Here is a 25,014-nt window from a genome sequence, read left to right on the forward strand (position 1 = left end):
GACGCGTGGGCGCGGCCGCCTGTCGCCGTACGGGGTGAGTCGGCCGTCGGTTCGACTCGCCCGCATCAGACGGCGCAGTGTCGGACCGGCTCCCGAGGAAGTTCCCCATGCCCCGTATCGCGGCCCCCACCCTTTCGACTCCAAGCTCGACTTCGACTTCGACCTCGACCTCGAATTCGTCTCCGATCCCCCGTGTCTCCGACAGTGACCGGCGCCGTACCAGCGCCAGCGTCATCCTCCGGTCCATCCTCGAGCACGGGCCGGTGGCACGCAGCACCATCGCCCGGCTGACCGGCCTGTCACCGGCCTCGGTGACCGACCACTGCGCCCGCCTCACCGAGCTCGGGTTCGTCCGGGAGGCCGCCGCGCCCCGGCGGTCCAAGGGCGTCGGCCGGCCGCACGTACCCATCGACCTGGACCACTCGCGGTTCGTGGTGGGCGGGGTGCATGTGGCGGTGCCGTACACCACCGTGGCGCTGCTCGATCTGCGTGGACGGGTCGTCGTCGAACGGGAGTTGAAGCACTCGGGGGCCACGGATCCGTACGCCGTCCTGGCCCGCGCCGCCGACGGGCTCGCCGCGCTGCTGGACGCGGCGCCGGGCAGCCTGCCGCTCGGCGTCGGCTTCGCCGCGGGCGGCTGGGTGGACCGGGACTCCGGGACCGTCGTCGAGCACCCGATGCTGGGCTGGCGCGAGGTGCCGGTGCGGGAGGTCCTCGGCGCGCACACCGGGCTCCCGGTCCATGTGGACGGGCACGCACGGGCGTTGGTGAACGCGGAGCGCCTCTTCGGGCGGGCGCGCGGCAGCCGGAGCGTGCTGCATCTGTTCGTCGGCAATGTGGTCGACGCGGCCTTCGCCACCAACGACGAGGTGCACCACGGTCCCCGCTCCCAGGCCGGCGCCATCGCCCATCTGCCGGTGCCGGGCGGCACGGAGACCTGCGACTGCGGGCGGGTCGGCTGCCTCCAGGTCGAGCTGAGCGAGCGGACGTTGTGCCGGCGGGCGCGAGCCGCGGGCGTCACCGACGGGGCGAACCCGATGCATGTCGTGCACGCGGCGGCGGACGGGGACCCGGTGGCGGTACGGCTGTTGACCGACCGGGCGCGGATGACCGGCCGGGCGGTGGGGCTGCTGCAGGACGTGCTCAACCCGGAGACCGTCGTCGTCACCGAGATCGGCGTCCTGAGCCGGGAGGACTGTCTCGGCGCGCTGCGCAAAGCGGCCGGGACGGAGCGGGCGGCCGCGGTCCTGCCGACAAGTTTCGCGGATTCCGTCCTTGCCGTGGCGGGCGGATCGGTGGCGCTGGACGTGCTCTACCGGGATCCGTTGGCCGCGTCACCTGAGGCTATTTAATTCAGAAACTCGGAATATTGACAGGGACCACCGATGACCAGGAACATCCTGCTCATGAGCCCGTTCGTGAGCTGTCGCACCCACTGTTGCTGACACGTTGCCGCGTGTGAAGCGCTCATTTCCTCCTGCGTGAATTCCCTTTCTCCGGCTTCTCCTGCCCGGAATTCCGCATGCCTTCTTGCCCTTTTTTCTCACTCACGGAGTCCTCCCATGTCTTCTTCTCCTGTGCCGGGTGTCGACCGACGGCTCTTCCTCACCTCCCTGCTCGGCGCCGCGGCCGGCGTCGCCGGACTCAGCGGCTGCGCGGACGGCAGCGCGGCCGCCGCCGGCGAGGGCGCCTCGACCGCTCCGCTGGCCAAGAACGTGCCCGCCGGTACGAGCCTGAAGATCGCCTCGTACCAGAACACCCAGCAACTCCAGTTCAGACTGGCCAAGTTGGGTGATCCGCCCTTCAAGGTCAGCAACTGGCTGAACATCGGTGCCGGGCCCGATGTCATCAACGCCTTCCGCGCCAAGTCCCTGGATCTCGCCAACAATGCGGGCATCCCGCCGATCCAGGCGTACTACCAGGGCTTCGACGCGAAGATCGTGGCGATCAACATCACCCGTAGGCCCAACTACCTCTTCGCCACCAAGCCCGGCAGCGACATCCGGTCGGTCGACGACTTCAAGGGCAAGCGGCTCGCCTTCTCACAGGGCCAGGCCCAGGGCGTCGTCCTGCTGCGCGCGCTGAAGAAGGCCGGGCTGAAGTACGACGACGTGGAGCTGGTCCCGCTGACCAGCAACCAGTTCCTCACGGCCCTGCAGTCCGGGCAGGTCGACATCGCCCCGCTCGGCAACACCCAGGCGCCCGCCTACCTGGCGCAGTACGAGGCCAAGGGCGCCCGCATCATCAGCACCGACGTCGTCGACCTGCTCAACCTGCTGTGGGCGCCGGTCTCGGTGCTGAACGACCCCGCGAAGGCCGCGGCGATCGCCGCGTACATCCCGTACTGGGCCAAGGGCCAGGTGTGGGCGTACGAGCACCCCGACGCCTGGAACCGGGAGTTCTACGTCAAGACGCAGAACCTGACCCTCCCCCAGGCCGAGGCCATCACCGAGCTCGCCAACAAGCCCTTGTACCCGCCGAGCTGGGACGAGGCCATCAACTGGGAGCAGGAGACCGCGGATCTGCTCGCCGAGGGCGGGTTCGTGAAGAAGTTCGACGTCAGCGAGCTCTTCGACCACCGCTTCGAGGGCATCGCCGCGAAGTCCGTACCGGCCGAGTACCGGAAGTGACCGCCATGACCACGACCACCTTGCACAAGGCCGCCGACGTCGTCGTCGCCGACGAACGGCCCCGCAAACGCCGCCGCGGGCTCGCCCCCGGCAAACGCCTTCCCGCCGCCCGGCTCACCGGGCCCCTGCTGGTGCTCGTCCTGTGGGCCGTCGCGTCCGCAGCCGAGGCGCTCGACCCCGCCGCGATTCCCGCACCCTGGACGGTGGTGGAGACCGGCGCCCAGCTGTGGAGCGACGGGACCCTGATCACCGACATCCTCACCTCGTTGCAGCGGGCCGCGTCCGGCTTCGCGATCGGTCTGACCGCCGGCGTCGTGCTGGCCCTGGCCTCCGGGCTCACCCGCACCGGAGAGGCGCTGATCGACGGCACGGTCAACCTCAACCGGGCCATCCCGACCCTCGGTCTGATCCCGCTGTTCATCCTCTGGCTGGGCATCGGCGAGACCTTCAAGATCGCGATCATCGCCATCGTCGTCTACATCCCGATCTACCTCAACACGCATGCCGCCCTGTCCGGCATCGACAACCGGTTCGTCGAGCTCGCCGAGGTGCAGGGCCTGTCGAAGCTGCGCTTCATCCGGGAGATCGTCATCCCCGGCGCGCTGCCCGGGTTCTTCGTGGGACTCCGGCTCGGCGTGACCGGCTCCTGGCTGGGCCTGGTGGTCCTGGAGCAGATCAACGCCACCAGCGGCCTCGGCTACATGATGTTCCAGGCCACGAACTACGGCCAGTCGGACGTCATCCTCGTCGGCCTGGTCGTCTACGGCATCTTCGGCCTCGCCTCGGACAGCACGGTCCGCCTCATCGAACGGAGGGTGCTGTCGTGGCGCCGCACACTGAGCAGCTGACCCGTCCCGCCGTCCAACTCCGGTCGCTGACCCGCTCGTTCGACGAGCGTGTCGTCCTCGACGGCATCGACCTGGACATCCCCGCCGGCCAGTTCGTGGCCCTGCTGGGGCACAGCGGCTCCGGCAAGAGCACCCTGCTGCGGGCGGTCGCCGGTCTCGACCACGAGGTCACCGGCAGCGGACAGCTCACCGCCCCGGACCGGGTGTCGGTCGTCTTCCAGGACTCCCGGCTGCTGCCCTGGCGGCGCATCCTCGCCAACGTCCTCCTCGGGCTCGACGGCCGGGAGGCGGAGCAGAAGGGCCGCGAGGCCCTCGCCGAGGTCGGGCTGGAAGGCCGGGAGGGCGCCTGGCCCAACGAGCTGTCCGGCGGCGAGCAGCAGCGCGCGGCACTGGCCCGCTCACTCGTCCGCGAGCCCGAACTCCTGCTGGCCGACGAGCCGTTCGGGGCGTTGGACGCGCTGACCCGGATCAAGATGCATGCCCTGCTCAGGGAGCTGTGGGAGCGGCATCGGCCCTCGGTGCTGTTGGTCACGCATGACGTGGCCGAGGCGATCGTGCTCGCGGACCGGGTGCTGGTGCTGGAGCGGGGGCGTATCGGGCTCGACCTCGCGATCGACCGGCCGCATCCGCGGTCGTACCGGGATCCGTTGCTCGGGGAGTACCGGGAGCGCTTGTTGGTCGCGCTCGGCGTGACGGAGGACCACTGACGTGACCGTCGGCTGCCCGTGACCGCCTTCCGGGGGCTGCCGCCCCCGGACCCCCGCTTCGGCCCTGAACGGGCCTCGTCCTCAAACGCCGGACGGGCTGGATTGCCTGGACCGGCGCTCGTAAGGCAATCCCCGACTGTCCAGAACGAAGGACACTGCATGCCCCGGCAACTCCACCTCAACGCCTTCCTCATGAACACCGGCCACCACGAGGCCTCCTGGCGGCTCCCCGAGAGCGACCCGTACGCGCACGTGGATCTGGCCCACTACGTCACCCTGGCCCGTGTCGCCGAACGCGGCACCTTCGACTCCCTGTTCCTCGCCGACGGCCCCCAGCTGTGGAACAACCTCGCCCAGCGCCCCGCCGGCGCCCTGGAACCGCTCACGCTGCTCACCGCGCTGGCGACGGCCACCGAGCACATCGGGCTGATCGCCACCGCCTCCACCTCCTACAACTCCCCCTACAACCTGGCCCGCAAGTTCGCCTCGCTCGACATCATCAGCGGCGGCCGGGCGGGCTGGAACATCGTCACCACGGCGGGAGCGGAGGCCGCCCGTAACTTCGGGCTGGACGCGGAGCCCGCGCACGCTGAGCGGTACGGCCGCGCCGCCGAGTTCCTGGACGTCGCCCTGAAGCTCTGGGACAGCTGGGAGGACGACGCGATCGTCGCCGACAAGGCGGCCGGCGTGTGGGGCGACGACGCCAAGATCCATCCGCCCCGGCACCAGGGGACGTACTTCAGCGTCGAGGGCGCCCTCAACGTCCCGCGCAGCCCGCAGGGCTATCCGCTGCTCGTGCAGGCCGGTTCGAGCGAGGACGGCAAGGGCTTCGCCGCCCGGTACGCGGAGGCCGTGTTCACCGCGCAGCAGACGTTCGAGGACGCGCGGGTCTTCTACGCCGACCTCAAGGCACGTACGGCGGCGGCCGGCCGCGACCCCGAGCACATCAAGGTGCTGCCCGGCATCGTCCCGGTGATCGGCTCGACGGAGGCCGAGGCTCGGGCGGCCGAGCAGGTCCTGGAGGACCACATCGTGTACGCGCACGGGGTGGGCCGGCTGGAGAGCCTGCTGCAACTGCCGTCCGGTGTCCTGGAGCTGGACTCCGAACTCCCCGCCGATCTGCCGCCCGAGGACGCCATCGAGGGCGCCAAGAGCCGCTACACGCTCGTCGTCGAGCTGGCCCGGCGCGAGCGGCTCACCGTGCGCCAGCTGATCGGGCGCCTCGGCGGCGGCCGTGGGCACCTGACGTTCGCCGGTACGCCCGAGCAGGTCGCCGACGCCATCGAGACCTGGTTCACGCAGGGCGCCGCCGACGGCTTCAACATCATGCCGCCGGTCCTGCCCTCCGGCCTCGACACCTTCGTCGACCACGTCGTCCCGATCCTCCGCGCCCGCGGTCTGCTCCGCACGGAGTACGGCCCGCGCCGCACCCTGCGCGAGCGCTACGGCCTCCCGCGCCCCGCCAACCAGTACGTCAGTGCCCCCGCAACCGGCACCCCCGCCCTCGTCTGAAAGGACCGCACATGTCCATCGAGATCCAGAAGGTCACCGCCAACATCGGCGCCCGCGTCTTTGGCGTGGACATCTCCCGGCCCCTCGGCCAGGAGACGGTCGCCGCCCTGCGCGAGGCCCTCACCGCCCACAAGGCACTCGTCTTCGACGACGTGAACCTCGACGACGAGACCCACCAGTCCTTCGTCCGTCACTTCGGCGACGTCACCACCGCCCACCCGACGGTCTCCTCCGTCGCCGGCACCCCGAACGTGCTGCCCGTCGACAGCGAGCGCGGCCGTGCCGCCAACCACTGGCACACCGACGTCACCTTCGTCCTCAACCCGCCGCAGGCCACCACCCTGCGCAGCATCACGATCCCGCCGTACGGCGGCGAGACCCTGATCGCCAGCTCGGCGGCCGCCTACCGGCAGCTGCCCGAGCCACTGCGGAAGCTGGCCGACTCCCTGTGGGCGGAGCACACCAACGACTACGACTACGCCGTGCCGGACGAGGACGTCGACGAGCAGCAGGCCGCCAACCGCGCCGAGTTCACGTCGATCAAGTACCGCACGGTCCACCCGGTCGTCCGCGTCCATCCGCTGTCGGGTGAGCGCGGCCTGTTCATCGGCGGGTTCGCGCAGCGGATCGTGGGCCTCTCGCCGGGCGAGTCCCGCAGGATCCTCGACCTGCTCCAGGCGTACGTCACCCGGCCGGAGAACATCCTTCGCCACCGCTGGTCCGAGAACCAGCTGGTCGTCTTCGACAACCGCATCACCCAGCACTACGCCGTCGCCAACTACGACGGGCTGCCGCGCCGCCTGCACCGGGTGACCGTCGCCGGTGACGTGCCCGCAGGCATCGAGGGCAAGGAGAGCTACTCGATCGAGGGGGACGCGTCGCACTACACACCCGTCGCTGCGTAGCCGGGGCGTCACAGTAGGTGCGGTAAGTGTCCGCATAGTGGGCAGTCTCTCCTCCTGAACGGAGAGGCTGCCCAGACTGTGGGCGTTTTTGCCCTCCTTCTGCATTGGACGAGCCGCGCCCATGCCCAACAGCACCACGGAGACGCCCCCGCAGGCGGACGACGTCTCCCCCGGACTGAATCACGGCCTCAAGCAGCGCCACCTGTCGATGATCGCCCTCGGCGGTGTCATCGGCGCGGGCCTGTTCGTCGGGTCCGGCGCCGGTATCGCCGCCGCCGGCCCCTCGATCGTCATCGCGTACGTCCTCTCCGGCCTCCTCGTGATGCTGGTGATGCGGATGCTCGGCGAGATGTCGGCCGCGTATCCCTCCTCCGGCTCGTTCTCCGCGCACGCCGAGCGGGCGATCGGCCCGTGGGCCGGCTTCACGGCCGGCTGGTCGTTCTGGGTGCTGCTCTGCACGGCCGTCGGCCTGGAGGGCATCGGCGCCGCGAAGATCGTCACGACCTGGCTTCCGCACACTCCGGAGTGGGCCTGGGTGGCCCTCTTCATGGTCGTCTTCTGCGGTGCGAACCTCGCCGCCGTGAAGAACTTCGGCGAGTTCGAGTTCTGGTTCGCGGCCCTGAAGGTCGGCGCGATCGCGCTGTTCCTGGTGCTGGGCGGGCTGGCGATCGCGGGCGTCCTGCCGGGCACGGACGCGCCGGGCACCGCGCACCTCACCGGTGAGGGCGGATTCCTCCCGAACGGTACCGAGGGCTTGATCATCGGCCTATTGGCATCAGTCTTCGCCTACGGCGGCATGGAGACGGTCACCATCGCCGCGGCGGAGTCGGAGAACCCGGTCAGCGGCGTCGCGAGCGCGGTCCGCACGGCGATGTGGCGGATCGCCCTCTTCTACATCGGCTCCATGGCGGTCGTCGTGACCCTCGTCCCCTGGGACTCAAAGGAGGTCGTCGAGAAGGGCCCGTACGTCGCCACCCTCGACCACCTCGGCATCCCCGGCGCCGGTCAGCTGATGAACGTCGTGGTCCTGGTCGCCCTGCTGAGCGCCATGAACGCCAACATCTATGGCTCCTCGCGCATCGCGTACTCGCTCGTCCAGCGCGGCCAGGGACCCAAGACCCTGGGCCGGGTGTCGGGCGGCGTCCCGCGCGTCGCGGTCCTCGCGTCCTCGGTGTTCGGCTTCGTGTGCGTGGTGCTGAGCTACTGGCGGCCGGACGACGTCTTCCCCTGGCTGCTGAACATGATCGGCGCGGTCATCCTGGTCGTCTGGATCTTCATCGCCGTCTCCCAGCTGCGGCTGCGCCGCCGGCTCGAGCGCGAAACGCCGGAGAAGCTGGTCGTGCGGATGTGGGCGTTCCCGGTCCTGACCTGGGTCGCGCTGGCCGGCATGGCGGCCATCTTCGTCCTCATGGCCCGGGAGCCGGACACACGCGTGCAGCTGTACTCGACGGGCGGCATGACGCTGTTGCTGGCGGTCGTCGGGTTCGCCTGGCAGAAGGCCCGCGCCAAGAGCTGACGCATCCCGGACGGCAGTCCGACGGCATCAAGGCCCCCGTGTCATCCACACGGGGGCTTTTTGCTGTTAGCTTGTTGTTGCAAGCTACTTGCAACAAGGCGCCCTGCCTCGTGATCGTCTTCTCACCCTTCACGATGCAGGCGGAATGAAGGAAGCCCCCGCGAGGACCTGACTCGCGGGGGCTTTCCCGTGCCGCCGGAGGGCGTCAGGGCTTGCGGCCCAGTCCGCCGTGCTGGCCGATCGGCTGCGGCTCCTCGTCGGACGGGTCCGGGTGCCAGAGCGGGACGGAGACGATGCCGGGCTCAACCAGGTCCAAGCCCTCGAAGTACGCGGTGATCTGGTCGACCGGGCGCAGGAAGTACGGGACGGCGCCGGTCTCGTTGTAGGCGTCCTGGGCCTGCTCGTAGGCCGGGTCGGTGCCCCGGGAGCCCTCGTTGAGGGAGAGGTAGCTGCCGGAGGGCAGCCCCGCCAGGAGGCCGCGGACGATGCCGCGGGCCTGCTCGTAGTCGGTGACGTGGCCGAGGATGCCGCTGAGGATCAGGGCCGTGGGGCGGGAGAGGTCGAGGGTGCGGGACGCCGCCTCGAGGATCTTCTCCGGCTCGTACAGGCTCAGGTCCTCGTACGCCGTCACGCCCTCGGGCGTCGAGGTGAGCAGGGCGCGGGCGTGGGCCAGAACCAGCGGGTCGTTGTCGACGTAGACGATCTTCGACTCGGGGGCGAGGCTCTGGGCGACCTCGTGGGTGTTGTCGACGGTGGGCAGGCCCGTGCCGACGTCGAGGAACTGGCGTACCCCCGCCTCCGTGACCAGGTACCGGATGCTGCGGCCCAGGAAGGCGCGGCTGCTGCGGGCGATGGTGACGATGCCGGGGTACACGGCGGTGTAGGCGTCGCCGGCCGCCTCGTCCACGGGGTAGTTGTCCTTGCCGCCCAGCCAGTAGTTCCAGATCCTGGCCGAGTGCGGTACCGAGGTGTCGATCTCCGTCATGGGCACATGGTCCTACGACACGTCAGGCTCGCACGGCACATTGAGGGAGAGAAGTGCCGCAGAACCGTCGGTTTTCATGTGGAGTTCGCTGATCGCCACGTTGCGCAACTTCGGGAACACTCTGCGGTACTCCCCGGCCGGGATGGACAGCAGCGTGCACAGCGCCAGTCGGAAGAGGGTGTTGTGGGCGACGACGAGGACGCGTCCGCCGGGGTGGGCGGCGGCGATGCGGCGCAGGGCGGCGGCACCGCGCTCGGCGGCGGCGACGGGGTTCTCGGCGTCCGGGAAGGGGTGGGCCACCGGGTCGGTGCGGAAGGCCTCCGCCGCCTCGGGATCCTCGGCCGCGAACTGCGCGAGCGTACGGCCCTCCAGCACGCCGAAGTCGCATTCACGCAGGCCGGGTTCGCGGTGCGGGGTGATGCCGAGGGCCCGGCAGGCGGGGTCGGCGGTGACCACGGCGCGGGACAGGGGCGAGGTCCAGATCGCGTCGACCGGGTGGGCGGCGGCCCAGCGGCCGAGGGCCGCGGCCTGGGCGCGCCCCGTGTCGGTGAGGGGCACGTCGCTGATCCCGGCGTAGCGGTTCTCGGCATGCCAGATCGTCTGTCCGTGCCGGACCAGCAACAGCGTCGTACTCATGACCGGCTCCACACCCATGCCCGTTCCCTTGCCTCTGTCCTTGCCTGCGCCCGTGTCCGTGCCCGTGCTCATGAGGCCGAAGTATCCGCGTCCAGGCGCGCGAGTGCGTGCGCCTGGACCGGGGGCGGGAGCCAGCCCCGGGCGGTCAGTTCGTCGATCAGGCGCGCGTACGGCGCGGCGAAGCGGGCGGCGCGGCCGGGGCGGGGTTCGACGGTCGTGCCGATGCGGACCATGCCCTCCGCGGCCTCCGCCAGACCGGGCGCCGCGCCCGCTCCGTACGCCGCCAGCGCCGCCATCCCCAGGGCCGGTTCCGTCTGCTGCGGTACGCAGGCCGGGCGGCCCAGGATGTCGGCGCGCAGCTGGTTCCAGTACGGGCTGCGGGCGGCGCCGCCCGTGAAGGTGAGGGGGCCGTCGAGGGGTGCGCCGAGGTGGTGCAGATAGTCCAGGCACAGGCGTTCCGTGAAGGCGATGCCCTGCAGGAGCCCGGCCCACAGGTCGGCGTCCGACTCGGGTTCGCCCAGGACGATCGCGACGGCCTTCGGGGCCAGGAACGGGAACCGCTCGCCGGGTGACACGAGGGGGTAGGTGATCGCGCCGGACGGCTCGTAGGAGGCGGCCAGCGTGTCCATGGCCGCCGGGTCGGCGCCCGCGAACGCCGCCGTGAGCACGCCCGCGCCCACGCTGGAGGCGCCGCCGGGCAGCCAACTGCCGTCCGGGGCACGGTGGTTGTAGACCACGCCGGTGGGGTCCCGGACCAGGGTCGGGGACGCGCCCTTGAGGACCAGCGTGGTGCCGAGCACCGAGTTCCAGGAGCCGGGGCGCAGGGCGGCGGAGGCGATCTGGGCCGCGCAGCCGTCGGTCATCCCCGCGATGACGGGGGTGCCGGCGGGGATGCCGGTGGCCTCGGATGCGGTCGGGGAGACCTCGCCGAGGAGGGTGCCGGGGCGTACGACGTCCGGGATCACCGCGTCGGGCAGGCCCAGCCGGGCCAGCATGGCCGGCCAGGCGTCCCGCTCCAGGTCGTAGCCCGTCTTCAGGGCGTGGCTGGAGTCGGCCGGCGGCAGTTCGCCGGTGAGCAGGGAGACCATGAGGTCCGGCTGATGGGTGACCCGCCCCTGGCCGTACGTCTCGGTCAGCCACAGCGCCTTCGGCAGCGCCCAGGTGTCCTGCACCTGGAGCCCCGTCATCCGCGCCCGCGCCGCCTGAACCGTCGCCCGTCCGTCGTCGTACATCAGCGCGGGGCTCTTCGGCCGCCCCGCCCCGTCCGTCAGGAGCACGGTGCCGGACGTCCCGCACACCGCGAGCCCGCCGATCCGTACCCCCCGCAGGGCACCGAGCGCGGCCCGAGACGCCGTACACACCGCGTCCCACCACTCCCCCGGATCCTGCTCATGCCGCACCCCCTCCCGCCGCCCGCCGAGGGGCGCCGAGCCGCTGCCGAGCACGGTGCCGTCCCCGGTGACCAGCAGGACCCTCACGCTCTGGGTGCCGAGGTCGATCCCGAGCCATGCGTCGTCCTGATCATGCGTCATACGGGGCTGTTCGTGTGCCATACCGGACCTCCCGCACATCTCGATCCGTGAACTTCACACTCTGCCCTGAGATTTTCCCTTGCGCGAGGGATTGACGCCCAACTTCCGCCGTTCCACCCTCTGTTAACGAGTCGACTCGCCGTGTTAACCCCTGCACCCGGATGGCCCAACCCCACGTGGAGGTCACGGATGGACATGCACGTGCACGACCGCCGGCGCTTCCTCGCCCTGACCGCCGCGGCCGCAGCGACCCCGCTGCTCGCGGCCTGCGGGGCCGGGTTCGGCGGTGACGACAACAAGAGCGACGGCTCGGCGGCGGAGGACGTCACCGGCTCCTTCGACTGGAAGCGGGAGAAGGGCACGACCGTCAAGGCGCTGCTCAACAAGCACCCGTACACGGACGCGCTCATCGCCGACCTGAAGTCCTTCACGGCGAAGACCGGCATCAAGGTCGAGTACGACGTCTTCCCCGAGGACAACTACTTCGACAAGCTCACCGTCGACCTGTCCAGCGGCCGGGCCTCGTACGACGTCTTCATGCTCGGCGCGTACATGGTGTGGCAGTACGGGCCGCCCGGCTGGCTGGAGGACCTCGGCCCCTGGATGCGCAACTCCTCGGCGACCGGCGCCGAATGGGACCAGGCCGACTTCTTCCCGAACCTCCTCCAGGCCGACCAGTGGTCCCTGAAGGCGGGCGCGCCGCTCGGGCAGGGCGGACAGTACGCGCTGCCGTGGGGCTGGGAGACCAACGTCGTCGCCTACAACACGGACGTCTTCAAGAAGCTCGGCCTCAAGCCCGCCGAAACCTTCGACGAACTGCGCGACATCGCCGGGGCCATCAAGCAGAAGGCGCCGGGCGCGGGCTTCGACGGCATGTACGGCATCGCCGTCCGCGGGTCCCGGAGCTGGGCCACCATCCACCCGGGCTTCATGACGATGTACGCCCGCAACGGGCTCAAGGACTTCACAGTCCAGGGCGGGAAGCTCACACCGGCCATGAACACCCCGCAGGCCGTCGCGTTCACCGAGGACTGGGCCGGCATGGTCAAGCAGGGCGGGCCGCCGTCCTGGACGTCGTACACCTGGTACCAGTGCTCCAGCGACCTCGGTGCGAAGAAGGCCGGGATGCTGTTCGACGCGGACACGGCCGCCTACTTCCAGGCGGTCGAGGGGGCGAGCCCGGCCTCCGGGAAGATCGCCTTCCACCCCGGCCCGAAGGGACCGGACGGGTCGCTGGCCACCAACATGTGGATCTGGTCGCTCGGCATGAACGCCAAGAGCAAGAAGAAGAGCGCCAGTTGGCTGTTCCTGCAGTGGGCGACCGGCAAGGAGCACCTGCACAAGAGCGCGATCACGCACAACCACATCGACCCGGTGCGCAAGTCGATCGCCGACGACAGCGCCTACAAGGACAAGATGCGGCACCTGCCGGGCTTCATCGAGACCTTCGAGACCGTCGTCGACCAGACGAAGATCCAGTTCACCCCGCAGGCGCAGTTCTTCGACGCGACCACCAGCTGGGCCGCCGCGCTCCAGGAGATCTACGGCGGCGGCGGTGCCAAGTCGGTGCTCGACGGGCTGGCGGGCGACCTCGCCGACAAGGTGGGCTAGCCGATGGGATGGCGGCTCGCCCTGCGCCCGTACCTCCTGATCGTCCCCGCCCTGCTGCTGACCTGCGGAATCCTCTACCCCTTCGGGCTCGGCCTCTACTACACCCTGTTCGACTTCTCGGCGAGCAAGCCCCAGCCGGACATGGTGCGGTTCGAGAACTACGAGACCGTCTTCACGCAGGAGGCCTTCTGGAACTCGGCGTGGGTGACGGTGCTGTACGCGGTGGGGGCAGCCGCCGTCGAGACGGTCCTCGGGGTCGCCGTCGCCCTGCTGCTGCACCGGTCGTCGCTGGTCGGACGGGTGCTGGAGAAGATCCTCATCCTGCCGCTGATGATCGCGCCGGTGATCGCGGCAATCATCTGGAAGCTGATGCTCCAGCCTTCGGTGGGAGTGATCAACTACCTGCTGAGACCCTTCGGGCTCGGCGGCGTCCAGTGGACGGACACGCCGACCGGCGCGCTGCTGTCGTCGATCGCCGTGGACGTCTGGGTCTACACCCCGTTCGTGGCGATCCTCGCCCTGGCCGGCCTGCGTTCGCTGCCGACCTCTCCCTTCGAGGCCGCGGCCGTCGACGGGGCGGGCTGGTGGTACACCTTCCGGCGGCTGACACTGCCGATGCTGTGGCCGTACGTCCTGGTGGCGGTGATCTTCCGGTTCATGGACTCGCTGAAGGTGTTCGACATCATCTACGCCCTCACGGAGGGCGGGCCGGGCGACTCGACCGTCGTGCTCCAGATCCGGGCCTACCTGGAGGCGATCCGCTTCCAGCGGTACTCGTTCGGGATCAGCTACACGATCGTGCTGTGGGCCGTGGTGTATCTCGCCGCGATGGTGCTGGTGAAGCACCTGGGGAAGATCCAGCGGAAGGCCGCGGAGGTGAAATGACCGTCAAGAAACGCCTGTTGGGGTGGCTGGCCGACACCGCCCTCATCCTCTACTTCGTCTTCGCACTGTTCCCGATCGCCTGGATGGTGATCCTGTCGCTGAAGCCCACGAACCAGCTCTTCTCCACCTACTTCTCGTTCTCCCCCACCCTCGACGGCTACCGCACGGTCCTCGGCGACAGCGAGGGCATCCCGTTCGTGCGGTTCTTCGTCAACAGCCTGGTGGTGTCGGTGGGAGCGGTCGCGCTGTCGCTCCTGGTCGGGCTGCCGGCCGCGTACGCCTCGGCGCGCTGGCGTTTCAAGGGCTCGGAGAACCTGATGTTCACGCTGCTGTCGTTCCGGTTCGCACCCGAACTCACCGTGATCATCCCGCTGTTCGTGCTGTACCAGAAGCTCGGGCTGTTCGACACGTACGTCGGCATGGTGTGGGTACTTCAACTGGTCACGCTGCCGCTGATCGTGTGGATCATGCGGTCGTACTTCGCCGACCTCACGCCCGAACTGGAGCAGGCGGCGCTGCTGGACGGCTACACACGCAAGCAGGCGTTCGTGAAGGTGGCCCTTCCGCTGGTGAAGCCGGGAGTGGCCGCCGTGTCCCTGCTCGCCTTCATCTTCGCGTGGAACAACTTCGTCTTCCCGCTGATCCTGACCTCCAACGAGGCGCAGACCGTGACCGTGGGCGCGCTGTCGTTCCTGGGCGGGGACCGGCCCAAGTACAACCTCACGGCCGCCGCCGCGCTCGTGTCCGTCATACCGCCGCTGCTGCTGGCCCTCACCATCCAGCGGTACCTGGTGCGGGGGCTGTCGTTCGGGGCGGTGAAGTCATGATCCGCCTGCGGGAGATCCGCAAGACGTTCGGCAAGGTCACAGCGCTGGACGGGCTGGAACTGGACGTGTCCGAGGGCGAGTTCTTCTGCCTGCTCGGCCCGTCCGGCGCCGGCAAGACCACGACCCTGAAGACCGTCGCCGGGCTGGAGACGCCCGACGCCGGCACGGTCGAACTCGACGGCAAGGACATGCGCGGCATCGAGCCCTACGACCGTGGCGTGGCGATGTGCTTCGAGAGCTACGCCCTCTACCCGCACAAGTCGGCCTACGACAATCTCGCCTCGCCGCTCCGCTCCCCCCGGCACCGCCTCCCCGCTGCGCAGGCCCGGGAACGGATCGGCGAGGTGGCCGAACTCCTGGGCATTTCGGCCCTGTTGGACCGCCCGGTCGGCCGGCTCTCCAACGGCCAGCGGCAGCGCGTCGCCCTCGGCCGTGTCCTGGTCCGCCCGGCCCGGGCCTTCCTCCTGGACGAGCCGCTGTCCCACCTCGACGCCAAGCTGCGCCAGCAGATGCGGGCCGAGCTGAAGGCGATCGGGGCGGTGCGGCGCACGACCACCCTCTACGTCACCCACGACTCCGTCGAGGCGCTGGCGCTCGGCGACCGGATCGGGGTCATCCGGGGCGGGCGGATCGTGCAGACGGGGACGCGGGAGGAGATCTGGTACCGGCCCCACGACACGGAGGTCGCCCGCGCCTTCGGGCGGCCCCGCATCAACCTGCTGCCGGGAGCCCTCGCGCCCGACGGGAGCTTCCGCTCGGCGGACGGCAAGGTCGAGCTGCCGATGCGGGCCGACGCCGCCCCCGGCACCGAGGTACTGGTCGGCGTGCGTCCACGGGACATCGAGCTGAACGGCCGGGGACACGAGCTCACCGGCACCGTCTACGTCACCGAGGTGCTCGGCCGGTCCGTCGAGGTCACCGTCCGGCTCGGCGAGCAGCACGTGTCGCTGGTCGCCCCGCGCGGCGACGCGGCCGGCCTTCGACCCGACGATCCGGTCCGGCTGTCGGTCCGGCCTGAGAACCTGTTGCTGTTCGAGGCCGACCGGCCGGAGCGTCCAGGACGACGGATCGAGACACGTTGAGCAGCAACCACAGCAGCGGTCCGCAGGGCCCCGCCGCCCGCCAGGCCGCCATGGCCGAGCAAGTCCTCGCGGACGGCTCGGCGACGGCCGCCGAGCTGGCCGAGCGGTTCGGCGTGAGCCTGATGACGATCCACCGGGACCTCGACGAGCTCGAACGGCAGGGAATCGTACGGAAGTCGAGGGGTGGGGTGACCGCGCAGCCGTCCGGTGTCTTCGAGTCCAACGTCCAGTACCGGCTGAAGACCATGCGCGCGCAGAAGGCCGCCGTGGCCGACCGTGCGCTGAAGCTGATCGAGCCCGGCATGGCGATCATGCTGGACGACTCCACCTCCACCCTGGAGATAGCCCGCAGGCTGCGGCTCGGGGAGGTGACCCCGCTGACGGTCGTCACCAACTTCCTGGAGGCCATCAACCTCCTCTCCGACCAGCGCGGCATCCACCTCATGGCCCTGGGCGGCGACTACGACCCGCTGCACTCGTCCTTCCTCGGCGTGTCCTGCGTCGAGGCGATCGAGCAGCTGCGCGTGGACGTCTGCTTCGCGTCGACGTCGGCCGTGCGCGGGGGTTACGCCTACCACCAGGAGCAGCACATCGTGTCGGTGAAGCGGGCCATGCTCGACGCGGCCGCCCGCAACATCCTGCTGATCGACCACACCAAGCTCGCCCGCGTCGCCCTGCACCGGGTGGTCCCCCTCTCCCGCTTCGACCTGCTCCTCGTGGACGACGGGGCGTCGGCGGAGGCGCTGCGGGACCTGGACGAGCACAAGGTCCGTTACGAGGTATGCGCGACGAAGGGCAGCGATGACCGAGCTGGAGCTACGTGACCTGCGCAAGACCTACCGCGCACGGGGCCGCCCCGCGGTGGACGCCGTGCGCGGCATCGACCTCGCCCTGCGTTCCGGGGAACTGCTCGGCCTCCTGGGCCCGTCGGGCTGCGGCAAGTCCACCACCCTGCGCATGATCGCCGGGCTGGAGACGGTGACCGGCGGGGACATCCTGGTCGGCGGGGCGTCCGTGACCGCGCGGCCGGCCCAGCAGCGCAACATCGGGGTCGCGTTCGAGAACTACGCCCTCTACCCGCCGCTGACGGTGGCGCAGAACCTCGCGTTCGGCCTCAGGGCACGCAGACGGGCGGACCGGGCCGACGTCGACCGCAAGGTCAAGGAGATCGCCGAACGCGTCGACCTCACCGCCATCCTCGACGCCCACCCCGCCGGCCTCTCCAGCGGCCAGAAGCAACGCGTGTCCCTGGCCCGGGCCCTGATCCGCGAACCCGACGTCCTGCTCCTCGACGAGCCCCTGTCCCACCTCGACGCCGCCCAGCGCGACACGACCCGCCGCGAACTCAAGCGCATCCAGCGCGACCTGGGCCATACGACCATCCTGGTCACCCACGACCAGGAAGAGGCCCTGTCCCTCGCCGACCGGATCGCCGTGATGAAGGACGGCGTCATCCAGCAGCTCGGCACCCCGTACGAGATCTACGACAGCCCCGCCAACGTCTTCGTTGCGGACTTCGTCGGGGAACCCGCGATCAACCTCCTCCCCGGCACCGCGGACACCGACGCCCACGCCCGCCTCTCCGAAACGGTACGGATCGCGCTGCCGGTGCCGGTGGCCGAGGGCCGGGAGGTGACGGTCGGCATCCGCCCCGAGGACCTGACCCTGACCGGCGAGGACGACGGCCTGCCCGCCCGCGTCGTGGCCCACGAACCGCTCCTGGAGTCGGGCATCGCGACGCTCACCCTCGACGGCGTCGACAACCCCCTGGTCGTCCTCACCGACCCCGAGGTCCGCCTCGCCCACGACGACCGCGTCCACGTCGCCGCCGACCCTCACCTCACCCATGTCTTCGACGCCGAGACAGGAGACTCCCTGCGATGACCAACGGGAACAGCGTGCGCGTGGTGGCCGCGGGCGACCACTTCATCCTGCCGTCGTTGATCAGAGCGGCGCTGGACCCTGAACTCAGCTGCGAAGTGGCCGAACTGACCCTCGGCTGGCCGCTGGAGCCCTTCGGCCCGGTGGCGGAGGTGACGGAGGCGAGCGACGCCGAGGACGCGCTGATCGAGGCGCTCGCCGGGGCGCAGGTGCTGGTCACCCAGATGGGGCCGGTCACGGAACGCGTCCTCGACGCCTGCCCCGGCCTGCGTCTGGTCGTCGTCTGCCGGGGCGGCCCGGTGAACGTGAACCTGGACGCGGCCAAGCGGCACGACGTCCGGGTCTGCTACGCGCCCGGCCGCAACGCCGCCGCCACCGCCGAGTTCACGGTCGGCCTGATGCTGGCGGCCCTGCGCCGCATCCCGCAGGCCCACGACCTCCTTGCCCGGCAGGGCAGTTGGGAGGGGGCGACCTACTACACCTACGAGCACAGCGGCCTGGAGCTGGAGGACCTGCCGGTCGGCCTGGTCGGCTACGGGGCGGTGGGCAGCCGGGTGGCACGCGTGCTGGGCGCGTTCGGTGCGCGGGTCATGGTCCACGACCCCTACGTCCACGGCGAGATCCACGGCCTGCGCGTCGCCTCCCTGGACGAACTCCTGCGGACCTCACAGGTGATCAGCCTGCACGCCCGCCTCACGGCCGAGACGCGCGGCCTGATCGGCGCCCGCGAACTCGCCCTGCTGCCGCAGGGCGCGGTGGTCGTGAACGCGGCACGGGGGCCGTTGCTGGACGAGGACGCGCTGTGCGACGCCCTGGAGAGCGGGCGCCTGTCCACGGCGGCCCTCGACACCTACGAGCGGGAGCCGCTCCCCTCGGACTCCCGCCTGCACGCCCTCGCCGACCGCGTCGTCCTGACCCCCCACCTGGGCGGCGCGTCCCGCGCGGTCGCGGAGAAGGCGGCCCGTATCGCCGCCGGGGAAGTGGGCCGCTGGGCACGCGGGGAGCCACTCGCGCACTGCCTGACTTGAGGTGGGGTGCGCCGGGAGCCCCGGCTCCGGGTGCGGGCCCACCAACCTCACTGGTCCGACGACACCGGCCGTGAGGCGCCCCGAAGGCGACCGAACCAACCATTCGGCACGCCAGCTGCACAAAGGCACTGCACGGCCGACCGAGCCAAAGAGGTGGGTTGGAATGTACGTCGGTATCGATGTGGGCACGTCCACGGTGAAGGCTGCCGCGTTCGACTCGGCGGGCCGTGAACTGGCCGTCGCCACCCGCCCGGTGGACCTCGCCCTGCGGGGCGGGTTCGTCGAGCAGGACATGGAGGAGGTGTACGGGGCGGTCGTGGCCGTCCTCGGCGAGGTCACCGAACAGGTGCCGGAGGAGATCGAGCTGGCCGGGCTGACCGGCCAGGGCGACGGCGTATGGCTGGTGGACGCGGACGGACACCCCGTGCGGCCCGCCGCCTCGTGGATGGACGGCCGGGCGCACGAACTGGTCGACCGCTGGCTGGCGGACGGGACGTTCGAGACGGTGTTCCGGCGCACGGGGGGCGCGATGTTCCCGGGGTCTCCGGGGCCGCTGCTGGCCTGGCTGGACAGTCACGAGCCGAAGGCTCTGGATGCCGCGGCCGTCGCCCTGTACTGCAAGGACATGGTGTTCCAGCGACTGACGGGGGCGGGGCCGACGACTGATGTGTCGGACGCCTCGATGCCGTTCCTGGACCCGCGGACACGGACGTACGACAACCGGGTCGTCGAACTCCTCGGCCTGACCCACCGCCGCGGCCTCCTCGCCCCCGTCAGCGATCCGGTCGCGACCGCACGGACGCGCGGCGAGGGCCTCCCGGCCGGGACCCGGATCGCGAACGGCCCTTACGACCTGCCCGCCTGCGCGCTCGGCGCGGGCGTGACGTCCCCCGGCGACGGTCTCCTCATCGTCGGCACCTGTCTGGCCAGCCTGGTCGCCAGCACCGACCTGGACCTGACCGGTGAGCCGGCCGGCCTGTTCATCAACACCGACCGCCCGGGCCACTGGCTGCGCGCGATGCCCGCGATGGTCGGTACGGCCGCGCTGGACTGGGTGCTGTCGACGACGGGCGTCCGGCACGAGGAGGTCGACGGGCTGCTGGCCGAGACCCCGCCGGGGGCGCACGGAGTGCGGGTGCTGCCGTACTTCGCGCCCTCGGGCGAACGCGCGCCCTTCGTCGAACCACGTCTGCGCGCCGAACTGACCGGCGTCTCCCTGGAGTCGACCCGCGCCGACCTCGTCCGGGCGACCTGCGAGGGCATCGGCTACGCGGCCCGGCACTGTCTGCAGGCGGCGGGCCTCACGGGGACGCTGGCCGTGTGCGGCGGCGGTACGCGCAGCCCGGCCTGGATGCGGCTGCTCGCCGACGTCCTCGGGCGCCCGCTGCGGGTCGTCGAGGGCGAGGTGGGCGCGCGGGGTGCCGTGCTGGCGGCGGCCGAGCGGTACGGGGTGGCGCTGGACGCGGAGGCGTGGACGCGGCCGACGGCGGTCGTCGAGCCAGACGGAGAGCGGGCGGCGTACTACGCGAGGGCGTACGAGGACCATCTGGCCCGGCTGACCGAGGCGCGCGACCGGGCACGACGTACCTGAAGAGCCGTACGACGAAAGGGAGTTGCATGCATCCGAGACGTAGATCCCTGCTGCTCGCGGCCGCCGGCACCACGGCGGCCGTGGCCGTACCCGCACCGGCGGCCGCCGGCCCCCGCCCTTCGACGCGGCCGGTCGTCATCGGCCATCGCGGCGCGGCCGGCTGGCGCCCCGAACACACGGCGGCCTCCTACACGTACGCCGTGCAGACCGGCGCCGACTGGATCGAACCGGACCTCGTGCCGACGAAGGACCACGTCCTGGTCGTCCGGCACGAGAACGAGATCTCGCAGACGACGGACGTGGCGTCGCACCCGGAGTTCACGGACCGCCGTACGACGAGGACAGTGGACGGGCGGTCGGTGACCGGCTGGTTCACGGAGGACTTCACGCTGGCGGAGCTGAAGAGGCTGCGGGCGGTGGAGCGGCTGCCGCTGGTCCGCAACCGCAACACCGTGTTCGACGGCCGGGAGGAGGTCCTCACCTTCCAGGAGGTGGTGGATCTGGCGCGCAGGCTGTCGAGGGCCTACGGCCGTACGATCGCCGTCTTCCCGGAGACCAAGCATCCGACGTACTTCCGCTCCATCGGCCTGCCGCTGGAGCCGAAGCTCGCGTACGTGATCCGTCGCAACCGGCTCGGCCCGCGCGAGTGCGTGGTGCAGTCCTTCGAGCCGACGAGTCTGAAGCGGATCGCGGCGGAGCGGCTGCGGGTGCCGCTGTGGCAGGCGCTGGGGACCACGGGTGGGCCGTACGACCTGGTCTCGGCCGGTGATCCGACGACGTACAAGGACATGATGAGCGCGGCGGGGCTGGCGCGGATCGCCGAGTACGCGCAGTGGATCGGGCCGGACAAGTCGTCGGTCGCCGGTACGTCGCTCGTCTCGGACGCGCATGCGGCGGGGCTGCGGATCGGGCCGTACACCTTCCGCGCGGAGAATCAGTTCTTGCCGGCGCACTTCCGGCGCGGTGGCGGACCGAACGATTTCGGGGACGCGTTCGCCGAGTACGCGCTGTACTACGGGCTGGGGGTCGACGCGGTCGTGACCGACTTCCCCGATCTGGCGGTGATGGCTAGGAGGGGCTGATGTTTTTCCGGGACAAGAACTGCCGTACCTGTCGCAGCATGCAGGTGTTCAGGAAGCTCGACGACCGGGAGCGGGCGGCGATCAAGGAGAAGCACGGCTTCACCGCCGACCTGTGGCGCTGCACGGCCGAGGGCTGCCGTTGGTACCAGCCCTGGCACAGGCAGAGCGACGGCGGCCTGCTCCCGGAGGAACTGAAGATCCAGGCCGCCGTCACGGAACCGGGGTGAGCCGGGGTGAGCCTTACAGGTTGCTGAAGTCCGGCCCCTTCGTCCGCGTCCGCTTGATCTCGTAGAAGCCCGGCACGGAGGCCACGGCGAGGGTGCCGTCCCAGAGCCTGGCGGCGTCCTCGCCCTTGGGGGCGGGGGTGACGACGGGGCCGAAGAAGGCGATCTGCTCGCCGTCGGCGCCGGGAACGGCGATGACGGGGGTGCCGACCTCCTGGCCGACCTTGTCGATGCCCTCCTTGTGGGAGGCGCGCAGCTGCGGCTCGTAGGGGGTGCCGTCCCAGTGCTCCAGGAGGGACTCGGGCAGGCCGACGTCCTTCAGGGCGGCGGCCACGGTCTCCTTGCCGGGGCCCTCCTCCTGGTTGTGGATGCGGGTGCCGAGCGCGGTGTAGAGGTCGCCGAGCACCTCGGCGCCGTGCTCCTCCTGCGCGGCGATGACGACCCGGACGGGACCCCACGCCTTGGTCTCCAGCAGCTCGCGGTACTGCTCGGGCAGGTCGTCCAGCTTGTTCTCGTTGAGAACGGCCAGGCTCATCACATGCCAGCGGACCTCGATGTCACGGACCTTCTCCACCTCCAGCACCCAACGCGAGGTCATCCAGGCCCAGGGGCACAGCGGGTCGAACCAGAAGTCGACGGGGGTCTTCTCCGACATGTCTCTCCTCATGAGGCAAGCAGGTCTCAGCCGAACCTCTCGGGCAACACCGCTGCTCGCCCCGCCATTCCCCGGTGCCGTGGATCAGGGGCGCATGGCAGGATCAGGCTGTCCGCATACTGAACACCACGTGAGGGAGTGCCGCTCGTGCCCGGTGAGAATCTGTCCCGCGACGAGGCCCGGGAGCGGGCCGCCCTGCTGGCCGTCGACGGGTACGACGTGTCCCTCGACGTGCGTTCGGCCCTCGACGAGGGGGACCCCGACGGCGGGGCGCCGCGCACCTTCCGCTCGGTCACCACGATCCGCTTCCGGTGCGCCGAGCCAGGCGCCACCAGCTTCGCGGACCTGATCGCGCCGAGCGTGACGGCCGTCTCCCTCAACGGCAGGGACCTGGACCCGAGCGAGGTCTTCGACGGCTCGCGGATCGTCCTGGAGGACCTCGCCGCGGACAACGAGCTCGTCGTCGACGCACAGTGCGCCTACTCCCGCACCGGTGAGGGCATGCACCGCTTCGTCGACCCGGAGGACGGCGAGGTCTACCTCTACACGCAGTACGAGCCGGCCGACTCCCGCCGCGTGTTCGCGAACTTCGAGCAGCCCGACCTCAAGGCGCCGTTCCGCTTCGAGGTGCGGGCGCCCGAGGGGTGGACGGTGTGGAGCAACGGGGCCGGTGAACTCACCGACGGCACCTGGCGGTTCGCGGAGACCAAGCCGATCTCGACGTACATCACCTGTGTGGTGGCCGGCCCGTACCACTACGTCACGGACTCGTACTCCCGCACGTTCGCCGACGGCACGACGCTCCGGATCCCGCTCGGCGCGATGTGCCGCAAGGGCCTCGCCCCGTACTTCGACGCCGACGACGTCTTCCTGGTCACCAAGCAGGGCCTGGACTTCTTCCACGACCACTTCGACTACCCGTACCCCTTCGGGAAGTACGACCAGGCGTTCGTGCCCGAGTACAACCTCGGCGCGATGGAGAACCCGGGGATGGTGACCTTCCGGGAGGAGTTCATCTTCCGCGGCAAGGTGACGCGGGCGTCGTACGAGGGCCGGGCGAACGTCGTCCTGCACGAGATGGCGCACATGTGGTTCGGCGACCTGGTCACCATGGAGTGGTGGGACGACCTGTGGCTCAAGGAGTCCTTCGCGGACTTCATGGGCACGTTCGCGAACGTCGGCGCGACCCGCTTCAAGGACGCCTGGATCACCTTCGCCAACCGCCGCAAGGCGTGGGCGTACCGCGCCGACCAGCTGCCGTCCACGCACCCGATCACCGCGGACATCCGCGACCTGCAGGACGCGAAGCTCAACTTCGACGGCATCACGTACGCGAAGGGGGCCTCGGTCCTGAAGCAACTCGTCGCGTACGTCGGCCAGGACGCGTTCCTGGAGGGTGCGCGGCGCTACTTCAAGCGGCATGCGTACGGCAACACGCGGCTCGGTGATCTGCTGTCGGTGCTGGAGGAGACCAGCGGCCGGGACATGGGCGTCTGGGCGCGCTCCTGGCTGCAGACGGCGGGCGTGAACTCGCTGACCCCGCAGGTGCTGCTGGACGCCGCGGGCCGGGTCGACGAGCTGGCGGTGGTGCAGGAGGCGGCCGAGTCGCACCCCGAACTGCGCCCGCACCGGGTGGCGGTGGGCCTGTACCGGCGGGGCTCGGACGGGGCGCTGGAGCGGTACGCGCAGGCCGAGGTGGACGTCTACGGTCCGCGCACGGTCGTGGCGGAGCTCGCGGGTGCGGAGGCGCCGGAGCTGGTGCTGGTCAACGACGACGACCTGACGTACTGCAAGACCCGCTTCGACGAGACGTCCCTGGCCACCCTGCGGGAGCACCTGGGTGCGTTGACCGACCCGCTCGCCCGTGCCCTGTGCTGGTCGGCGTTGTGGAACATGACGCGGGACGCGCTGTTGCCGGCGCGGGACTTCGTGGCGCTGGTGCTGCGGTTCGCGGGGCGCGAGTCCGACATCGGCGTGCTGCAGATGCTGCATGCGTGGGCGAACTCGTCGCTGGTGAACTACGGGGCGCCCGAGTGGCGCGGGACCGGTGAACGGCTGCTGGCCGAGGGCGCGTTGCGGGAGCTGCGGGCCGCCGCGCCGGGCAGCGAGCAGCAGTTGGCGTGGGCGCGGTTCCTCGCGTCGGTGGCGTCGGGGCCGGAGGACCTGGGGTTGCTGCGGGGTCTGCTGGAGGGCACGGAGAAGATCGACGGGCTGGATGTCGACCAGGAGCTGCGCTGGGCGTTCCTGGAGCCGCTGGCCGCACATGGGGCGGCGGACGAGTCGGTGCTGGCTGCCGAACTGGCCCGCGACGACACGGCGTCCGGCAGGCGCCACCAGGTCCGCTGTCTCGCCGCCCGGCCGTCGGAGGCGGTGAAGGCGCAGGCGTGGGCGCAGGTCGTCGAGTCGGACGCGCTGTCCAACGCCCTGGTCGAGGCGACCATCTCCGGCTTCGCCCAGCCGTCCCAGCGGGAGCTGCTCGCGCCGTACGCCGGGAAGTACTTCGCGGCGATCGAGCGGGTGTGGACGGAGCGGTCCATCCAGATCGGCATGGACGTGGTCCGGGGCCTGTTCCCGGCGCTCCAGCAGTCGCGGGCCACGCTGGACGCGACCGACGCGTGGCTCGCGGCCCACGAGGACGCGGCGCCGGCGCTGCGGCGGCTGGTGCTGGAGGCGCGGGACGATCTGGCGCGGGGGCTGCGGGGCCAGGCGTGTGACGCGGCGGCCGCCGGCGCGTCAACCGCCGGATGACCTTTGGCCAACGATCACGGCCGTCCGTGACCGTTACGGAATTCAGGCAATAGCAGCCGTAACCCCTGGTCCCACCCGAACGGACCAGGGGTTTTCCGTGCCTACTCGGCATCCGAACACGCGTCCTTT

The 25,014-nt window shown here is 70.6% G+C and carries 22 protein-coding genes; 18 read left to right on the plus strand and 4 right to left on the minus strand.

What is annotated here, in order from left to right; genetic code table 11:
• Positions 1 to 107 precede the first annotated feature (107 nt).
• The 7 genes from ACZ7M7_RS05430 to ACZ7M7_RS05460 all read left to right on the plus strand — a co-directional run bounded on the left by ACZ7M7_RS05430 (position 108) and on the right by ACZ7M7_RS05460 (position 8,118).
• Positions 108 to 1,352 carry an ROK family protein gene (locus tag ACZ7M7_RS05430; protein WP_472112978.1) on the plus strand — a complete coding sequence of 415 codons (1,245 nt, stop codon included), beginning with the start codon at positions 108 to 110 and terminating at the stop codon, positions 1,350 to 1,352.
• A 210-nt stretch (positions 1,353 to 1,562) separates the two neighbouring features.
• A complete protein-coding gene (locus tag ACZ7M7_RS05435) occupies positions 1,563 to 2,630 on the plus strand; it encodes an ABC transporter substrate-binding protein (protein WP_472112981.1) in 1,068 nt (355 codons plus the stop codon).
• A gap of 5 nt (positions 2,631 to 2,635) precedes the next feature.
• Positions 2,636 to 3,478 carry an ABC transporter permease gene (locus ACZ7M7_RS05440; RefSeq protein WP_381649086.1) on the plus strand — a complete coding sequence of 281 codons (843 nt, stop codon included), beginning with the start codon at positions 2,636 to 2,638 and terminating at the stop codon, positions 3,476 to 3,478.
• A complete protein-coding gene (locus ACZ7M7_RS05445) occupies positions 3,454 to 4,185 on the plus strand; it encodes an ABC transporter ATP-binding protein (protein WP_472112983.1) in 732 nt (243 codons plus the stop codon). Before ACZ7M7_RS05440 ends, ACZ7M7_RS05445 begins: the two co-directional genes overlap by 25 nt.
• 159 nt (positions 4,186 to 4,344) lie before the next feature.
• On the plus strand, positions 4,345 to 5,697 hold the full coding sequence (locus ACZ7M7_RS05450) for an LLM class flavin-dependent oxidoreductase (RefSeq protein WP_472112985.1): 1,353 nt from the start codon (positions 4,345 to 4,347) through the stop codon (positions 5,695 to 5,697).
• Positions 5,698 to 5,708: 11 nt separating this feature from the next.
• A complete protein-coding gene (locus ACZ7M7_RS05455) occupies positions 5,709 to 6,602 on the plus strand; it encodes a TauD/TfdA dioxygenase family protein (RefSeq protein ID WP_472112988.1) in 894 nt (297 codons plus the stop codon).
• Positions 6,603 to 6,723: 121 nt separating this feature from the next.
• The gene (locus ACZ7M7_RS05460; protein WP_472112991.1) at positions 6,724 to 8,118 is read left to right on the plus strand and encodes an amino acid permease; all 1,395 of its coding nucleotides are present in this window, start codon (positions 6,724 to 6,726) and stop codon (positions 8,116 to 8,118) included.
• Positions 8,119 to 8,323: 205 nt separating this feature from the next.
• Here ACZ7M7_RS05460 and ACZ7M7_RS05465 read toward each other — a convergent pair whose 3' ends face one another.
• The 3 genes from ACZ7M7_RS05465 to ACZ7M7_RS05475 all read right to left on the minus strand — a co-directional run bounded on the left by ACZ7M7_RS05465 (position 8,324) and on the right by ACZ7M7_RS05475 (position 11,292).
• Positions 8,324 to 9,103: an SAM-dependent methyltransferase gene (locus tag ACZ7M7_RS05465; protein ID WP_472112994.1), complete on the minus strand. Its 780-nt coding sequence runs from the start codon at positions 9,101 to 9,103 to the stop codon at positions 8,324 to 8,326.
• 12 nt (positions 9,104 to 9,115) lie between these two features.
• Positions 9,116 to 9,739: a histidine phosphatase family protein gene (locus ACZ7M7_RS05470; protein ID WP_472112997.1), complete on the minus strand. Its 624-nt coding sequence runs from the start codon at positions 9,737 to 9,739 to the stop codon at positions 9,116 to 9,118.
• 68 nt (positions 9,740 to 9,807) lie between these two features.
• Positions 9,808 to 11,292, minus strand: coding sequence for an FGGY-family carbohydrate kinase (locus ACZ7M7_RS05475; RefSeq protein WP_472113000.1), 1,485 nt, complete (start codon positions 11,290 to 11,292; stop codon positions 9,808 to 9,810).
• Between the two features lie 168 nt (positions 11,293 to 11,460).
• Here ACZ7M7_RS05475 and ACZ7M7_RS05480 point away from each other — a divergent pair, with 168 nt between their 5' ends.
• The 10 genes from ACZ7M7_RS05480 to ACZ7M7_RS05525 all read left to right on the plus strand — a co-directional run bounded on the left by ACZ7M7_RS05480 (position 11,461) and on the right by ACZ7M7_RS05525 (position 21,485).
• Positions 11,461 to 12,882 carry an ABC transporter substrate-binding protein gene (locus tag ACZ7M7_RS05480; RefSeq protein ID WP_472113003.1) on the plus strand — a complete coding sequence of 474 codons (1,422 nt, stop codon included), beginning with the start codon at positions 11,461 to 11,463 and terminating at the stop codon, positions 12,880 to 12,882.
• Positions 12,883 to 12,885: 3 nt separating this feature from the next.
• Positions 12,886 to 13,767, plus strand: a complete 882-nt coding sequence (locus tag ACZ7M7_RS05485) for a carbohydrate ABC transporter permease (protein ID WP_383613317.1) — start codon at positions 12,886 to 12,888, stop codon at positions 13,765 to 13,767.
• Positions 13,764 to 14,594, plus strand: coding sequence for a carbohydrate ABC transporter permease (locus ACZ7M7_RS05490; protein ID WP_472113006.1), 831 nt, complete (start codon positions 13,764 to 13,766; stop codon positions 14,592 to 14,594). Before ACZ7M7_RS05485 ends, ACZ7M7_RS05490 begins: the two co-directional genes overlap by 4 nt.
• The gene (locus ACZ7M7_RS05495; protein WP_472113009.1) at positions 14,591 to 15,676 is read left to right on the plus strand and encodes an ABC transporter ATP-binding protein; all 1,086 of its coding nucleotides are present in this window, start codon (positions 14,591 to 14,593) and stop codon (positions 15,674 to 15,676) included. The genes ACZ7M7_RS05490 and ACZ7M7_RS05495 overlap by 4 nt, the downstream gene beginning before the upstream one ends.
• A gap of 50 nt (positions 15,677 to 15,726) precedes the next feature.
• The gene (locus ACZ7M7_RS05500; RefSeq protein WP_472113946.1) at positions 15,727 to 16,500 is read left to right on the plus strand and encodes a DeoR/GlpR family DNA-binding transcription regulator; all 774 of its coding nucleotides are present in this window, start codon (positions 15,727 to 15,729) and stop codon (positions 16,498 to 16,500) included.
• Positions 16,478 to 17,560, plus strand: a complete 1,083-nt coding sequence (locus ACZ7M7_RS05505) for an ABC transporter ATP-binding protein (RefSeq protein WP_472113012.1) — start codon at positions 16,478 to 16,480, stop codon at positions 17,558 to 17,560. The genes ACZ7M7_RS05500 and ACZ7M7_RS05505 overlap by 23 nt, the downstream gene beginning before the upstream one ends.
• Positions 17,557 to 18,585: a 2-hydroxyacid dehydrogenase gene (locus tag ACZ7M7_RS05510; protein ID WP_472113015.1), complete on the plus strand. Its 1,029-nt coding sequence runs from the start codon at positions 17,557 to 17,559 to the stop codon at positions 18,583 to 18,585. The genes ACZ7M7_RS05505 and ACZ7M7_RS05510 overlap by 4 nt, the downstream gene beginning before the upstream one ends.
• A 163-nt stretch (positions 18,586 to 18,748) precedes the next feature.
• Positions 18,749 to 20,176, plus strand: coding sequence for an FGGY family carbohydrate kinase (locus tag ACZ7M7_RS05515; protein WP_472113019.1), 1,428 nt, complete (start codon positions 18,749 to 18,751; stop codon positions 20,174 to 20,176).
• A gap of 26 nt (positions 20,177 to 20,202) precedes the next feature.
• Positions 20,203 to 21,258, plus strand: a complete 1,056-nt coding sequence (locus ACZ7M7_RS05520) for a glycerophosphodiester phosphodiesterase family protein (protein WP_472113022.1) — start codon at positions 20,203 to 20,205, stop codon at positions 21,256 to 21,258.
• Complete coding sequence (locus ACZ7M7_RS05525; RefSeq protein ID WP_383613340.1) at positions 21,258 to 21,485, plus strand: hypothetical protein; 228 nt, start codon at positions 21,258 to 21,260, stop codon at positions 21,483 to 21,485. Before ACZ7M7_RS05520 ends, ACZ7M7_RS05525 begins: the two co-directional genes overlap by 1 nt.
• A gap of 13 nt (positions 21,486 to 21,498) precedes the next feature.
• Here ACZ7M7_RS05525 and ACZ7M7_RS05530 read toward each other — a convergent pair whose 3' ends face one another.
• Positions 21,499 to 22,137, minus strand: coding sequence for a mycothiol-dependent nitroreductase Rv2466c family protein (locus tag ACZ7M7_RS05530; RefSeq protein ID WP_472113026.1), 639 nt, complete (start codon positions 22,135 to 22,137; stop codon positions 21,499 to 21,501).
• A 147-nt stretch (positions 22,138 to 22,284) separates the two neighbouring features.
• Between ACZ7M7_RS05530 and pepN the strand changes: the two genes are divergently transcribed.
• Complete coding sequence (pepN, locus tag ACZ7M7_RS05535) at positions 22,285 to 24,885, plus strand: aminopeptidase N (RefSeq protein WP_472113029.1); 2,601 nt, start codon at positions 22,285 to 22,287, stop codon at positions 24,883 to 24,885.
• Positions 24,886 to 25,014: the final 129 nt, after the last annotated feature.

This window comes from Streptomyces sp. NPDC111606, from assembly GCF_055656945.1.